Source organism: Nonomuraea roseola, assembly GCF_039535395.1.
GTDB classification, from domain to species: domain Bacteria; phylum Actinomycetota; class Actinomycetes; order Streptosporangiales; family Streptosporangiaceae; genus Nonomuraea; species Nonomuraea roseola.
In genome coordinates this window covers 555,378-568,741 of record NZ_BAAAXC010000014.1, presented here as the reverse complement: position 1 = coordinate 568,741, position 13,364 = coordinate 555,378, and the positions used below count along the sequence as shown (strand labels likewise).

The following is a 13,364-nucleotide window of genomic DNA, read 5'->3' as shown; positions in this document are numbered from 1 at the left end:
AGCGGTGCGTATAACGGTCCGAAGACGGGTTATTGACCACAGCTCTGCGCAGGTCTACCGTCCGGTCCAGCGGTTTGAAACGTTTTATATGCGTCCTCGGGGGATCTCGTGAGGAGCCTTGGATGGCAATCAGACCGGCCCTGTCAGCAGCGGTAACCCTTCTCATCATCTCCACGCTCCTGGCCGTTCCCGCTCATGCGGCCGCGCTGTCCGTCTGGGTGCAGAGCGCGGCCGAACGGGCCTTCTCCTCGACCGTCCGACCGTCGGGCGCCTCCTCCTCGGTCGCGCTCTGGGCGGCCCGCGGCGAGACCGAGGCCGCCCAGATCCTGGTCAGGTCGGACACGCCGCTGACCGGCGTCCAGGTCACGGCAGGCGCGCTGAGCGGCCCCGGGGGCGCGGTGATCCCCGCGTCGGCCGTCACCGTCAGGCGTGAGTACAACCACCCGCGCATCTCCAAGGTGGGCGTGCACCAGAGCCCGCCCGACGGCGGCACCGCCTACTACGACGCGCTGGTGGAGAACACGCCGCAGACTCTCGCCGCGAACCTCACCCTGCCCTACCACTACAGCGTCAGGGTCCCCGCCTCACAGGCTCCCGGCACGTACACCGGCACCGCCACGGTCAAGAGCGGCGCGGGCGACGTCGTGGTGAACGTCGCGGTCACGGTCTACGGCGTCACGATCCCGCCCGCCAACCGGTCCACCTTCAAGATGAACAACTGGTTCACCTCGGCGGGCTGGGACTACAACGGCACGGTCAGGGCCATCCCCGCCCAGTACGGCGTGCAGATGTTCGACGCGAACTGGTGGCGGGTCATCGAGAACATCGCGGCCAACCACGCGAAGCACCGCAACAACGTGATCTTCGCCGACTTCCAGGCCCTGCTCATCCCCGACACGACCGTGGACGCGGCGGGCGACTACACCTTCGGCTGGGCCACGTTCGACAGGTTCGTCCAGACCTTCGTCGACGCGGGGGCGATGCAGTACATCTACACCCCGCACCTGCTCGAGGGCCTGCCGAACGACGTCGTCAAGCTCGACATGATCAAGAAGGTGAACGGCGTCGTCCAGCGGGTCCTGGCCGACCCCGACACCGCCGAGACCAACGCCTACCTCGCCCAGCTCTTCCCCGCGCTCAAGGCCCACCTGGACGCCAAGGGGTGGACCGACCTGTTCTACATGAGCGCGCTGGACGAGCCGTCCACCGCCAACCAGGTCAACGCCGCCAAGTGGGTCTACGCCAAGTACCGCGAGTACTTCCCGAACCCGCTGACCAACGAGGCGCACCTGGCCGTGCTGCCCGCGATGGAGGGCGACCTCACCACCGCGACGCCGTACACGGGCCTCTACGACGGGAACGTCGGCTACTACCAGCGCCGCCGCCTGAGCGGGGCCGACCTGTGGCTCTACAACTGCATCGTCCCGCAGGACAAGCGGATGAACCGCTTCATCTCCTACCACCTGGCCTCGACCAGGCTCACCCCCTGGCTCACCTGGAAGATCGGCGGGACCGGCTACCTGCACTGGGGCTGGAACTTCTGGTGGGACTTCAGCGACCTCAACCGGCCATCGGACACCTTCGACGACTGGCAGACCGGCGACAACTGGCTGGTCAGGCCGAACAAGGCGGCCTACGACATCTACGACAGCGTCAGGAGCGAGACCCAGCTCGACGGCCTCGAGGACGTGGAACTGCTGAACCTGCTGGCCAGGACCAAGCCGGTCACCGCACGGGCCATCGCCAACACCCTGATCACCGACTCGACCTCCTACGAGCAGTCCGGCCTCGAGGTCGACAACCGGCACAGGCAGATCCTCGACGCGCTCGTCTCGCAGGGGCCCGACCTGAGCTTCCCCTACGCCGACGACTTCGCCGCCGGCGAGAAGAGCTGGCGGCACGGCGCCGACACCTGGTCGGTCAGCGGCGGCGAGTACGTCCAGTCCGACTCCTCCGCCAACTGGGGGATCACGGCCGCGCTGGAGGGCAGGGCCTACCGCGACGTGGTGGCGGGCGTCGACCTGCGGATCACCGGGGTGAACGCCAGCGGGGGCAGGACCAACTGGGCGGGGCTCATGGTGCGTAACCTCAACGCCACCGACATGGACACCGGCTACCTGGTCGCGCTGCGCGACAACGGCCAGGTCTTCGTCTACCGCAGCGGCGTCACGCTCGGCTCGGCCGCCGTGCCGGGCTACGTCTCGGGCCAGTGGACCAGGCTGCGGGTGGCGGCGCGCGGCGGGACCCTCACCGTCCACGCGGGAGCAAGGAAGATCCTCACCGTCACCGACAGCGCCTACCCCGTGGGCGGCCTCGCCCTGGTGACCGGCGGCGCGAGCGCCCGCTTCGACAACGTGCGGGTCAACCCGGAGACCAACCCGGCCGAGGGCCGTACGGTGACCGTCTCCAGTTCCTACGAGGGCGACGGCTGGACCACCCCCGCCGTCGTGGACGGCGCCCGCGCCGGCATCGGATGGAGCAGCTCCACCGCGAACATGGGCGGCAACCACACCGAGTGGATCCAGGTCGACCTCGGCGGCGCCAGACCCCTGAGCAGGGTGGACCTCCATCCCCGGTCCGACGGCTCCAACACCGGCCTCGGCTTCCCCGTGGACTTCACGGTCCAGGTCTCGGCCGACGGCTCCTCCTGGACGACGGTCGCCACCAGGACGGGCTTCCCCCGGCCCGGCGCGGGCGCGCAGACCTTCCCCTTCCCCACCGCCTCGGTCCGCCACATCAGGGTGACGGGGACGAACCTCAGGCCCGACCAGCACGGCAACCACCACATGCAGCTGGCCGAGATCGAGGCCGTCGGCGGCAACCTCGCGGCGGGCCGCCCGGTCACCGCGTCCAGCTCGGTGGAGTACACCGACGAGGGATGGCTGCGGACCAACCTCACCGACGGCGCGCGCTCGGCGCTCTGGTACTCGATGGGCTGGAGCAGCCTGCCCGGTACGGCCGGCCGTACCGAATGGGCGGCCGTCGACCTCGGCGGCCCGAGCCTGGTCTCCAGGGTCGACCTCCACGCCAGGTCGGACGGCGAGAACACCGGCAACGGCTTCCCCACGGACTTCACGGTCCAGGTCTCGGCCGACGGCTCCTCCTGGACGACGGTCGCCACCAGGACCGGGTACCCGAGGCCAGGCGCGAGCGCGCAGGCCTTCTCCTTCGCGCCCGTCACCGCGCGGCACGTCAGGGTCGTCGGCACCGGTCACCGCGACGCCCCGTACCACATGCAGCTCGCCGAGCTCGAGGTCCACTAGGAGAACCATGAACAGGACGTGCACGGCGATGGCCTACTGGTCGATGTGAGCCCAGGGCGCGGGCAGGTGAGAGCCGCCCGCGCCCGGTCAGCAGCCCCAGCCGGCGGCGCGACGGGATCGGCGGCGGTGCGGCCCGTTCGGCGGTTCGGGCGCGGAGGTGGCCGGCGATGTCCAGACCCAGCTCGCGGTTGTAGCCGGGCAGGCGGCGCTCGCGGTTCATCAGGCAGTTGGCCACGACCGACGAGCGTTCGAGCTCCTGGTCACCGAGCAGACCGGTCACGGAGTTCATGACGAGGCCTCTCGGCCGGCGCGATCGGCAGCGCCCGGACCTGCGAAGGCCCGCCTGCCGTACCGGAGGAACTCACGCACCGCGGGGCCGTGGGCGCTCTTCCAGACCAGGGCGAGCAGAGCGGGCGTCTCGACGTCGTCCAGGGGCAGGGCGGTGAGCCGGTCGCGGTAGTGCGCGGCCATCGACTCGCTGAGGACGGCGACGCCGAGCCCTCGGACGGCGAGGTCGGCGATGGCGTCCGAGGCGCTGGCCTGCAGTGCGATCGCGGGGTGGAGGTCCTGCGCGGCGCACGCGCGGTCGAACACCGTGCGCAGGCCGGTGCCTGGCGGCATGCACACGATCGGGTACGCGCCGAGGTCACGCAGGCTGATCGCCTGCCGTTCCGCCAGAGGGTGCCCGGCGGGGACCGCGGCCACGAGGCGTTCATCGATGATCGTCAGCGCCTCCAGGTCCTCGGGGGTGGCGGTCGCGGCGCCGATCAGAGCCAGGTCGAGGGCGCCCGCCCGGACCCCCTCGACGAGCCGGTCGGAGTTGTCCTCCAGCAGCGAGAGCTCCACACCCGGATGTGCCCGGTGAAAGGCCGCAAGGGCGTCGAACAGCGGCGTGATCGTGCAGCCGATGACCATGCCGACCGTGAGCCTGCCCCTGATCAGGTCGCTCACCTCGTCCACCGCCTGGCCGAGCGCGCCCGCGGCGGCGAGCGCGGCGCGGGCGTGCTGGAGCGCGGCCTTGCCTGCGACCGTGAGGGTCGCGGTGCGCGCCGACCGGTCGAAGAGCTCGGCGCCGAGCTCGCGTTCGAGCTGACGGATCTGGGCGCTGACGCCCGACTGGCTGATGTGCACCCGCTCGGCCGCCCTGGTGAAGTTCCGCTCCTCGGCGACGGCGACGAAGTACTCCAGCTGCCGCAGTTCCATAAGCACAGATTCTAGTTCCCAGCAGTTCTATCTGTTGGACTTCTGGCCAGGAGAGGGGCGAGGCTGGAGACATGACGGAATACGAGAAGGCCATGAGGCCCGAGGACATCACCAGGCTGTTCGTCGAACGGTCCAACGCGGGTGACGCGGCGGGAGTCGCCGCGCTGTACGAGCAGGACGCGGTGCTGGCCTACCCGCCGGGCAGCCAGACGGTGGGTCGTGAGGCGATCCGCGAGCTGTGGGCGAAGGTGCTGGCCAACCGTCCCCGCTTCGAGCCGGAGGAGCCGCTGCCGACGTTGATCAGCGGCGACCTCGCCCTCACCTCGACCCCGCCGAGGGACGGCGCGGGCGCCCGCGCCCAGGTCGTCCGCCGCCAGCCCGACGGCAGCTGGCTACGCCTCCTCGATCAGCCCGAGTTCACACCCCCTGCCCGCTGATTTCCCGACGGCCAGGCGACCCGATGTGGACCAGGCCCGCTACGTGAGGCGCGCGATTTCGGTCTCGGTCAGGGTGAGCGTCGTGGCGGCGGCCGAGTCGCGGATGGTCTCCGGGCGGCTGGCGCCGGGGATCGGGATGAGCGTGGGCGACAGGGTGAGCAGCCAGGCCAGGCAGACGCGCTGCGGGCTCACCCCGCGCTCGCGGGCGATCTCGTGGAAGGGCGTGCGAGAGCCCTCGTCGGCCGAAGGCCCGTCCAGCGAACTGCGGGAGATGCCGCCGAGCGGGCTCCACGGCAGGAACGCCAGACCGAGGTCCGCGCACAGGCGCAGCTCGGGCTCGCTGTCCCGTGCGGCGGGCGAGAACCGGTTCTGCACCGAGACGAGCCTCTCGCCGAGGATCTCGCGGGCCGTCAGGATCTGCTCGGCCGTCACGTTCGAGATGCCCGCCATGCGGATCTTTCCCTGATCCAGCAGCGTGCGCAGGGCGCCGACCGAGTCGGCCCACGGGACCTCGGGATCGGGCTTGTGCAGCTGGTACAGGTCGATGGCCTCGACGCCGAGCCGCCTCAGTGAGGCCTCGCAGGCGCGGACGAGGTGGCCGGGCGTGCCGTTCACCGTCCACGACCCGTCGCCGGGACGGCCTCTGCCGCCCTTGGTGGCGATCATCGCCTCCCGCGCGAAGCCCGCGAGGAGCCGCTCGTTGTGGCCGACCTCGTCGGCGTGCCAGTGGTAGGAGTCGGCGGTGTCGATCAGGGTGATCCCCGCGTCGAGCGCGGCGCGGACGGTGGCCAGGGCCCTGTCGCGGTCGGGACGTCCCTCGATGGACAGCGGCATGGCGCCCATCCCGATCGCGCTGACCTCGTGCTGACCGATCAGGCGCATGCCACGGCCTCCTCCAGCCAGTCGCTCACGTGCGAGAAGGTGAAGCCGAGGCTCGTGGCGCGGCTGTTGTCCATCGCGTAGTAGCGCTGGAAGGAGTACGGCGACTCGCCCCGCTCGTACACCGGCCGCCTGCCCACCTTCGCGGCGATGACCTCGCACAGGGCGAGGATGTCCAGCTCGCCGTGGGAGCAGGCGTTGACGGCGCCGGTGAAGTCCGCGCCCGCCGCCCACTCGAGCACGGCGGCGATCTCCCTGTCGTTGACGAAGCAGGTCGGCTTCGGGTCGGCGTGGACGGCGACCGGCCTGCCGTCCGCGATGCGCTCCTTGTAGTGCGCGAGGCGTCCGGTGAAGTCATGCCCGCCGAGCACGTGGGTGCTGCGCACGCTGACGAAGTCGAAGGCGGACTGTCGGGCGAGGACCGCCTCGGCCTGCCGCTTGCCGTCGCCGTAGGCGTACTCCCGCTGGCCGTGCCGTACCGGCACGGCCAGCGGATCCACGGTCGTCTCCGCCACGGGCCCGCTGTGCTCCAGGTCGGCGTACACCTCGATCGTCGAAGTCATCACGTAGCGAGGGGTACGGCCCGCGAAGACCTCGAGGGCCGTGCGCGCCTGGTCGGGGGTGTAGCAGACCTGGTCGATCACCACGTCGAACGCGCGGGCTCCCAGAGCGGCCGTCATGGCGGAGGCGGAGTCCCTGTCGGCGACCACGTGCTCGACCCCGGGGGGCGCCGGCATGGACCCCCTGTTGACCAGGGTGACCTCCGCGACGGCGGACAAGGACTCGATCAGGTGGCGGCCGAAGTATCGGCTGCCCCCGATGACGCAGACGGTTCTCATGGGCACCGAGCCTGCCCGGCTATGGTCTTAAGCAGAAGTGGCAGCCTGCTTAACCCGCTTTAAGGAGAACTGATGATCGACGTGGCGCGCCTGCGGGTGCTGCGGGAGGTGGCCAGGCAGGGCAGCTTCAGCAAGGCCGCCGCGGCGTTGCTGTTCACACCGTCGGCGGTCTCCCAGCAGATCTCCGCGCTGGAGCGCGCGGTCGGCGCGCCGGTGGTCGAGCGCAGCACCCGCGGCGTGGTGCTCACCGAGTCGGGGCGGCTGCTGGTCGAGTCGGCCGAGGCGATCTTCGCCGAGCTCCACAGGGCCCGCGAGCAGATCAGCAGGCTCACGACAGGACGCAGCAGGCTGACCGTCGCCACCTTCACCAGCGGCGGGCGCCGCCTGCTGCCGTCCGCGCTGGAAGGCTTTGTCGCCGCCCATCCCGAGGTCGAGGTCAACGTCGTCGAGGGGGAGCCCGAGGTCAGCCTGTCGCTGGTGCGGGAGGGCAGGGCCGATCTGGCGGTCGCCTACCACTTCGACGGGCCGCTGCCCGACTCGTCCGGCCTGGAGTGGACGCCGCTCATGGACGATCCCATGTCGGTGGTCCTCCCGCCCCGTCACCCGCTCGCCAGGCGAGACGAGCTCGACCTGGCCGAGCTCGCCACCGAATCATGGGTGATCGGATGCACCAGGACCGAGGGCTTCCTGCGCCGCTACGCGGCCATGGCAGGGTTCGAGCTGCGGGTCTCGGGCAGCACGACCGACTACTTCTTCGCCCAGGCCCTGGTCGCGGCGGGGCTGGGCGTCACCCTGGTCCCCGAGCTCGGGCTCGATCCCGGCGCCGCGGACCTCACCCTCGTGCCGGTCAGGCCGCCCCGCCCGGCCAGGTACGTCGGGGTGGCCGCCTCGCGCAGGCACCCCTCGCCGCTGGTCGAGGCGATGACCGGCGCGCTGCGCGAGGCCGCGCGGCAGATCGTGGAGCGTCAGGTGCTGGAGCGGACGAACTCCTCCAGGGTCACAGGCCGCTCGATGGTGACCCGGTAGAGCGGGTGGTCGGCCGAGCCGATGAACCTGAAGATCGCCCACAGGTGCGACAGGTGCTCGACGGCGTAAGGGTCGCCGTAGACGGCCATCGCGCGCTCCTCCCACTGCTCTGGAGGGAGATCGACGTAGCGCAGGCCCATGGCGTCCGCCACCTGGCCGATGGTCGCCATCTGCCCGGTGAGCAGGCAGATCGGGTCGACGGGGCCCGGCTCGAGCAGCAGACGCGCCCCCGCCCTGGCCACGTCGGCGGCCGCGACGAGCGGCAGCAGCGTGTCCCTCGAGCCCAGCGGAAGGGCCAGCTCCCCGCCCTCTCCCGCGGCGGCCACGACGGCCAGGTTCTCGAAGAAGACCGCCGCCCGCAGGTGCACCGCGCCCACGCCCGCCCAGTCGAAGACCTGCTCCGACACCCAGTGGCGGCGCATCCGCGGCGTGCCGGCCTCGGGGCCGGCGTCCAGCTGGGACACCTCGACGACCCGCTCCACGCCCTCCTCCCTGGCCGCCGCCGCGAAGACGCCCGTGGCGTCCAGGAGGCCGGCCGTCACCGGATAGGTGAAGAAGGCTCGCCGCACCCCGCGTACTGCAGGCCGTACGGAGGAGATCTCGCGCAGATCGCCGACGACCACCTCGGCCCCGAGCTTGCGCAGCTCCTCCGCCCTGTGGTCGTCGGAGTGGACGAACGCCCGCACGGCCTCGCCCCGCTCGAGCAGAAGCTCCACGACCTGCCGTCCTGTCGAGCCCTGCGGCCCTCCTGCCGCGCCCGTGACGAGGATCATCGTTCCGCCCTTCCCTGAATGCTGAGAGTGAACAGGCCGAGCCGTTCGAGATCGCGCAGGTACGGCTCGGCGGGGAAGGCCTCGGCGGGGCCGTGGACGCCGCTCGACCCGGGACCCCGTCCCTCGGCCAGGCGCAGGGCCGCCTCCACCGAGGCGACGGCGCTGGCGCGCCACAGGTCGTGCCCGCGCACCTGCCCCGCCCTGCCGCCGTCCGCGGTGATCACCTGGACGGCCACGGTGAAGTCGGAGCCCGCTCTGGTCTCGGCGTCGATGTGCTCGCTGCTGAAGACCTGCTCCTCGGAGAAGGTGTCGGCGGTCAGCTGCGCCTCCACGCGCAGCGCCTCGACGTGCCTGGGGATGGTCACCACGTCGGACGATGGGAGCGGCGCGATCATCGTGCGCGGTCCGAGCGGCGGAGGGAAGGGGAAGACCGCGTTGCGCGGCTCGACGTAGCCGATGTGGAAGGCGCCGTCGGTGTAGGTGATCCGCTGGGTGTCGGCGAACAGGAGCTCGGCGGTCTTCTTCGCCCCCGTGGTCAGCCGCCATCCGGTCACCGCGTAGGCGACCGTCACCCGCTCGATGCCGGTCAGGCCCTCGGCCACGGCGCCGGCGAGCAGGTCGCCCAGCCCGCCGTAGAAGCTCATCGCGGTGACCATGGTGATGCCCGCGCGCTGGGCGGGCTCCCGCATGGCCTCGAACATCCAGCGGGTGTGGTGCTGCTCCAGGCCGTGGTCGACGTAGTGGCAGCCGGCCTCGGCCGCGGCCTGCGCGACAGGCTTGCCCGTCTCGGTGAAGGGACCCGCGCAGTGGATCAGGACGGACGCCTGCGCCGCGAGCGCCCGTAGCGCGGCGGGGTCGTCCAGAGCCGCCTGGTGGACGCGGGCGCCGCCGAGCTCGTCGGACAGCGCCTTGAGCGCCGCGCCGTCGCGACCGGCCAGGATGACCTCCCTGCCTCGGGCGCGCAGCTCGGCGGCGACCAGACGTCCCGTGTGACCGGTGGCGCCGTAGACGGCGATGTGCGGTGAGGACACAACTCACCTCCATGTTTCATACTGAGGGTATGTAACTTCTGTCGAAGTTACGTACCGCGAGTACGTAAGTCAATGGGGGAGTGCACGATGGGCCGCCGCACCCAGGCCGAGCGTTCGGACGCGACGACGTCACAGCTGGTCAGCGCCGCGCAGGAGCTGTTCGGCAGGAACGGCTACGCCGCGACGTCGATCGACGCGATCGCCGCGGCGGCCGGGGTGACCAAGGGCGCGGCCTACCACCACTTCGAGGGCAAGCCCGCGCTGTTCAGGGCGGCGTTCGTCCGCGAGCAGGAGGAGACCGCCGCCATGCTGGGGCGGGTGGCCATGAGCGAGGGTGACTCGTGGGCGGCGCTGCGGCGCGGCTGCCGCACCTTCCTCGAGCGCTGTCTCGATCCGGGCTTCCGGCAGATCGTCATCCTGGACGGGCCCTCGGTGCTGGGGTGGGAGGCAGTGCGGGAGATCGAGTACGGTCACACGCTCAGGGTCCTGCTCGACGGCATGCGCATGGCCGCCGCCGACGGGCTGCTCGCCGAAGGGAACCTGCCCGCCAGGGCCCAGCTGGTCTTCGGAGCGCTCTGCGAGGGCGGCATGCTGCTGGCCCGCTCGCCCGACCCTGAGGCGGACCTGCCCGTCCTCGCGGCGGAGGCCGAGCGCCTGCTGGAGGCGCTCAAGCCCTGACGGAGGGCGGCCGTCAGCCGTGCCGGACGCCTTCGGCGACGGCCGTCAGCTCTCCAGGGCCGAACCTGCCGGTGTCGATCGTGACGGAGACGGCCACGCCCGGCTCCACCAGCCAGAACACGTGGCCATCCGCCCGCAGCCCCGGACGCGCCCCGACCATGACCTCGCTCCAGGAACCGGGTGCCCGCTCATGGTGACGCGCCATGAACGAGCGCAGCCGGCCGAGCGTGGTCAGGCTCGCGCCGCGCAGGACGACGACGGTCAGGTCGACGCTGTGACCGCCGTCGCCTGTCGCCCGCTCCCAGACCCGCGAGGCGCACCTGACCCCGTCGTCGGGCTCGTACGCGAACTCCGACACGCTCGGACCCGCGCCGCGCGGGACGTGCTCGATGGTGAAGCCGTCCAACGGCTCTTCGGCCGCCGTCGAGGGGCCGGCCGGCGCGAGCGCCAGGACGAGCGCGACCAGGATCCGCAGCGTCGTACGCACCCGGCGATCCTGTCACACTCCGTCACCGATTCACCACGGCGAAGGCGCGGGAGGCGCCACGACCGGCGGGCGGTCGTCGCAGGTGATGGTGTTCGGCAGCATCCAGGGGGCCAGCCACGGGCCGGTGACGCCGCCGCCGTCGTTGCCGCCGAGGTCGGTCAGCGAGAACTCCGATCCGGTGGCAGGGAAGGTGAACGAGCCGCAGTTGTTGACGCCGACCGCGCCGACGTTGCGGGCGTCCACGTTCTCGAAGGTCGCCGACCCTTTCACGCGGGCGCTGACGACCGAGGTGCCGGTGCCGTCCACCCTGATGTCCTTGAAGTGGACACCGTCGATCGAGTAGAGGTCCTTCACCGACCACTCGCTCACCAGCATGATCGCGTTGTAGGTGTTGTCCAGGAAGTGGTTGCCTGTCACCCGGATGTCGGCGTCGATGTCCTTCTCGAGCGCGTAGAACCAGATGGCGCCCAGGCCGATCTTCCAGTTGAGCTCGAACGTGCCCGACCTGACCGTGGTGTTGTCCTTGATCCACAGGTGCCCGGTGAACGGCTCGGCGCCGAAGCGGGAGCTGACCTGGATCGCGCTGCCCTCGCGGACCGGGTCGGCGACGAGGTTGTTGGAGACGGTGTTGTCCGTGCCTCCGTAGACGGCGATGCCGTTGGCCAGGACCGGCGTCTGCACGGTGTTGCGGTCGAAGGTGTTGCCCGCGTCGGCGCTCTTCTCCGACCACATGGCCAGGCCGTCGTCGCCGGTGTTGCGGACGAAGGTGTGCGACACCAGCGAGTCCGTCACGCCGGTGTGGAAGTTGAGCGCGTCGGCGATCTGGTCGACGACGATGGTGCGGGTGATCCGCAGGTTCGTCATGGGCCCGTCGAACCACATGCCGACCTTGGTGTGACGGATGTGCAGGCCGTCGATGGTGGAGTCGCTCATCGCGCCGCCGACGCCGTTCACCTGGTCGGTGTCGATGCGCTCGCGGACGTCGCCCTCGATCGCGAATCCGGACAGGTGAACGTTCCTGCTGCCGCCGTCGGCCGCGCCTCTGCCGTAGAAGCCGACGCCGGTGTGCACCGAGCCGTCGGGGGCGGGCCGGTCGAGCGCGACCTCGCGGCCCTTGACGACGGTGTACCAGCTGCCCGCGCCCTCGATCGTCACGTCGTCGACGACGATGTGGCGGTTGACCTGGTAGGTGCCGGGCGGGAGGTAGACCCTGAGCCGCTGGCTCCTTGCGAAGGCGATCGCTCTGTCGAAGGCGCCGGCGGAGTCGCGCCGTCCCGTGGGGTCGGCCCCGAAGGCGAGCACGTTGGCCGCGACGAGCCTGACGTGCGGCGCGCCGACGAGCTCGGAGTCGAGCAGGTCGACGACCGTCCACGCGGCGCCGCTTCCCGAGGGGACGGTGAGGCGCACCCTGTCGCCGGCCCGGTAGGCCCTGCCGAGCAGGAGGCGCTGCTCGTCGTAGAAGTGGCTGGGGCGGAACGGCTTGGTGATCACCGGGGCAGGCGTGGTGGCGCTGGGCACGCAGGAGCACTCGGTGATCCACCAGTCGAGGTGCAGCAGGTCGGCGCTCGGGTCGTTGGAGAACGGATACTGGTTGTACAGCCACGCGTACTGCGACGTGAGCGTCATGGTCTTCTTGGCTCTGCCGTTCACCGTGACGTCGAGCGGCGCGGTGATGCCGCCGCCGTTCGGCGCGTCGGGGATGCTGTAGCGCACGGTGATCGCGTTGGCCGCGGCCGGCAGCGTGAACTCCACGTGCTGTCCGGGCGTCAGCCTGACCGCCCTACGGCCCGAGGCCTCCGACGGCAGCGTGTACGCGGTGCGGTCGGGGCCGATGACGGTCCCGTTCGTCACGGCGTTCTCCGCCTCCTGCTCGGCGAAGGCGACCTCGGCGCCTCTGCCCTCGACGAGCGAGGGGTCGAGGGCGGCGCGCGTCACCACGGGCGCGGCCGTGCGGCCCGCCTCGGCGGCGGCCCCCGGCGTGCCGCCTGGCACGAGGCTGAGCGCGGCGGCGGTCGCGGTGATCACCGTCATGACCCTTCGCGGTAACCGGTTGCTGGGTGACATCGCGTGCTCGTTTCTCTGGATGAACGCCTGAAGACGGGGCGAGGCAGTGAGGTGACAGTAGGGGTCACGAACACGCTTGACAAGGCTTCTGTGAGCCATTTTCACGAGCCTGCTGTCTTCTTGCGGTCTACTCCCGAGTCGTTGCGCGACGTCTAGGCGGTGGCCACCCAGGGCAGGTCGCCGCCGTGGCGGTGCTCCCTGCCGGGCGGACGGGTCGCGCCGTCCTGGCCTTCGCCCCCGGGATCGGAGCATCGCCAGCACAGGGCGGGGCCGTCCAGGGGGACCGGGTAGGTGCATCGCGCGCAGGCCGCGCCGCCGCAGCCCGCGCACAGCGCGGCCCCGGCGTCGGTGTCGGTGTCGGCGTCGGTGTGTTCACCCGGCGGGTGGGGACGGCAGCCGCCCGCGCAGCGGGTACGGCCGACGGCGCGGTCGTGCAGGATCCGCCGCAGGTCCTGATGGTGCAGCGGCCTGACGGTGGCCATCAGATCGGCCAGCATGGCGTGCACGTACATGACGGCCTGCTGAAGCTCGTCGCGGTCGGCGTCGGCCTCGCCGAGCCTGCGGGCCAGGATCTGTACGCACGCGCCGAAGCGGGCGCACTCGCTGATGACCAGGGCGGCCGCGTCCGCCGTCTCGGTGCTTCCGGCCGCGCCTGCCGGCAGGTTGTGGTTGGCGCTCACCCTC

General features: G+C 71.2%; 12 protein-coding genes. 4 read left to right on the top strand and 8 right to left on the bottom strand.

What is annotated here, in order from left to right:
• Positions 1–122: 122 nt before the first annotated feature.
• Positions 123–3,263 carry a discoidin domain-containing protein gene (locus ABFX55_RS21020; protein WP_346123461.1) on the top strand — a complete coding sequence of 1,047 codons (3,141 nt, stop codon included), beginning with the start codon at positions 123–125 and terminating at the stop codon, positions 3,261–3,263.
• A gap of 285 nt (positions 3,264–3,548) precedes the next feature.
• Here the strand turns inward: ABFX55_RS21020 and ABFX55_RS21015 are convergent, their stop codons facing one another.
• The gene (locus tag ABFX55_RS21015; RefSeq protein ID WP_346123460.1) at positions 3,549–4,466 is read right to left on the bottom strand and encodes a LysR family transcriptional regulator; all 918 of its coding nucleotides are present in this window, start codon (positions 4,464–4,466) and stop codon (positions 3,549–3,551) included.
• A gap of 71 nt (positions 4,467–4,537) precedes the next feature.
• Between ABFX55_RS21015 and ABFX55_RS21010 the strand changes: the two genes are divergently transcribed.
• Positions 4,538–4,903 (top strand): YybH family protein, encoded by a 366-nt coding sequence (locus tag ABFX55_RS21010; protein WP_346123458.1) that lies wholly within the window; start codon positions 4,538–4,540, stop codon positions 4,901–4,903.
• A gap of 39 nt (positions 4,904–4,942) precedes the next feature.
• On the opposite strand, the gene ABFX55_RS21005 is transcribed toward ABFX55_RS21010, so the two are convergent.
• Together ABFX55_RS21005 and ABFX55_RS21000 are read right to left on the bottom strand one after the other, a co-directional pair.
• Positions 4,943–5,785, bottom strand: coding sequence for an aldo/keto reductase (locus ABFX55_RS21005; protein ID WP_346123456.1), 843 nt, complete (start codon positions 5,783–5,785; stop codon positions 4,943–4,945).
• Complete coding sequence (locus ABFX55_RS21000) at positions 5,776–6,621, bottom strand: NAD-dependent epimerase/dehydratase family protein (protein WP_346123454.1); 846 nt, start codon at positions 6,619–6,621, stop codon at positions 5,776–5,778. The genes ABFX55_RS21005 and ABFX55_RS21000 overlap by 10 nt, the downstream gene beginning before the upstream one ends.
• Positions 6,622–6,693: 72 nt before the next feature.
• Between ABFX55_RS21000 and ABFX55_RS20995 the strand changes: the two genes are divergently transcribed.
• The gene (locus ABFX55_RS20995; protein WP_346123453.1) at positions 6,694–7,647 is read left to right on the top strand and encodes a LysR family transcriptional regulator; all 954 of its coding nucleotides are present in this window, start codon (positions 6,694–6,696) and stop codon (positions 7,645–7,647) included.
• On the opposite strand, the gene ABFX55_RS20990 is transcribed toward ABFX55_RS20995, so the two are convergent.
• Positions 7,587–8,420: an NAD(P)H-binding protein gene (locus ABFX55_RS20990; RefSeq protein WP_346123451.1), complete on the bottom strand. Its 834-nt coding sequence runs from the start codon at positions 8,418–8,420 to the stop codon at positions 7,587–7,589. The two genes, ABFX55_RS20995 and ABFX55_RS20990, sit on opposite strands and share 61 nt — an antisense overlap.
• On the bottom strand, positions 8,417–9,451 hold the full coding sequence (locus ABFX55_RS20985; protein WP_346123449.1) for a saccharopine dehydrogenase NADP-binding domain-containing protein: 1,035 nt from the start codon (positions 9,449–9,451) through the stop codon (positions 8,417–8,419). Before ABFX55_RS20985 ends, ABFX55_RS20990 begins: the two co-directional genes overlap by 4 nt.
• Before the next feature lie 87 nt (positions 9,452–9,538).
• Here ABFX55_RS20985 and ABFX55_RS20980 point away from each other — a divergent pair, with 87 nt between their 5' ends.
• On the top strand, positions 9,539–10,129 hold the full coding sequence (locus ABFX55_RS20980; protein WP_346123447.1) for a TetR/AcrR family transcriptional regulator: 591 nt from the start codon (positions 9,539–9,541) through the stop codon (positions 10,127–10,129).
• A gap of 13 nt (positions 10,130–10,142) precedes the next feature.
• Here ABFX55_RS20980 and ABFX55_RS20975 read toward each other — a convergent pair whose 3' ends face one another.
• The 3 genes from ABFX55_RS20975 to ABFX55_RS20965 form a co-directional block, all read right to left on the bottom strand.
• The gene (locus tag ABFX55_RS20975; RefSeq protein ID WP_346123445.1) at positions 10,143–10,616 is read right to left on the bottom strand and encodes a hypothetical protein; all 474 of its coding nucleotides are present in this window, start codon (positions 10,614–10,616) and stop codon (positions 10,143–10,145) included.
• Positions 10,617–10,646: 30 nt separating this feature from the next.
• Positions 10,647–12,647: a glycosyl hydrolase family 28-related protein gene (locus ABFX55_RS20970; protein WP_346123443.1), complete on the bottom strand. Its 2,001-nt coding sequence runs from the start codon at positions 12,645–12,647 to the stop codon at positions 10,647–10,649.
• Positions 12,648–12,832: 185 nt separating this feature from the next.
• Complete coding sequence (locus ABFX55_RS20965; RefSeq protein WP_346123441.1) at positions 12,833–13,360, bottom strand: hypothetical protein; 528 nt, start codon at positions 13,358–13,360, stop codon at positions 12,833–12,835.
• Between the last annotated feature and the right edge of the window lie 4 nt (positions 13,361–13,364).

Bases quoted from the DNA above. Each gene is read 5' to 3' on its own strand.
- ABFX55_RS20995 (WP_346123453.1), top strand. From the start codon at position 6,694: ATGATCGACGTGGCGCGCCTGCGGGTGCTGCGGGAGGTGGCCAGGCAG.
- ABFX55_RS21015 (WP_346123460.1), bottom strand. From the start codon at position 4,466: ATGGAACTGCGGCAGCTGGAGTACTTCGTCGCCGTCGCCGAGGAGCGG.
- ABFX55_RS20980 (WP_346123447.1), top strand. From the start codon at position 9,539: ATGGGCCGCCGCACCCAGGCCGAGCGTTCGGACGCGACGACGTCACAG.
- ABFX55_RS21000 (WP_346123454.1), bottom strand. From the start codon at position 6,621: ATGAGAACCGTCTGCGTCATCGGGGGCAGCCGATACTTCGGCCGCCAC.
- ABFX55_RS21005 (WP_346123456.1), bottom strand. From the start codon at position 5,785: ATGCGCCTGATCGGTCAGCACGAGGTCAGCGCGATCGGGATGGGCGCC.
- ABFX55_RS20970 (WP_346123443.1), bottom strand. From the start codon at position 12,647: ATGACGGTGATCACCGCGACCGCCGCCGCGCTCAGCCTCGTGCCAGGC.
- ABFX55_RS21010 (WP_346123458.1), top strand. From the start codon at position 4,538: ATGACGGAATACGAGAAGGCCATGAGGCCCGAGGACATCACCAGGCTG.
- ABFX55_RS21020 (WP_346123461.1), top strand. From the start codon at position 123: ATGGCAATCAGACCGGCCCTGTCAGCAGCGGTAACCCTTCTCATCATC.
- ABFX55_RS20990 (WP_346123451.1), bottom strand. From the start codon at position 8,420: ATGATCCTCGTCACGGGCGCGGCAGGAGGGCCGCAGGGCTCGACAGGA.